The following is a 356-nucleotide window of genomic DNA, read 5'->3' as shown; positions in this document are numbered from 1 at the left end:
GGGCAGGGTCGGTACGGTGTCCGAGCCCTCGATCCGGGAGATCTTCGCCTGGGTCAGGCCGCACCTGCGCGCCAGCTCGTCCTGCGAGAGCCCAAGGGCCTTGCGCCGGTCGTACACGACCTGGGCAAGGGCGATCGAGAGGCTGATCTCACGATCGAGCTCCTTGAGCTCCGGGGACCTGTCGTCCCGTTCCGTGAGCGCCTTGTCCCGGGCCAGCTTCCAGCGGCTGTGGTTCACACCCATTCCTCCTCGTCGACATCGCGCTCGAACACATCATGAGCCGGACCGTGCTCGGACTCACAGAGCTTCCTCGCCTGTTTCGCCCGGTCGACCTCCGCTTCCTCCCGCATCCTGGT

At 66.6% G+C, this 356-nt stretch carries 1 protein-coding gene; it reads right to left on the bottom strand.

Going from position 1 to position 356, the window contains the following annotated elements; all coding sequences use genetic code 11:
• A partial coding sequence (locus tag IH48_RS0132545) for a helix-turn-helix domain-containing protein (protein WP_030913102.1) occupies positions 1-237 on the bottom strand: 237 nt, incomplete at its 3' end.
• Positions 238-356 lie beyond the last annotated feature (119 nt).

Source organism: Streptomyces sp. NRRL F-5126 (assembly GCF_000721265.1).
In the GTDB taxonomy this organism is placed as follows: Bacteria; Actinomycetota; Actinomycetes; order Streptomycetales; family Streptomycetaceae; genus Streptomyces.
The sequence above is the reverse complement of the archived record's forward strand: the minus strand, read 5'-3'. Positions and strand labels throughout refer to the sequence as shown.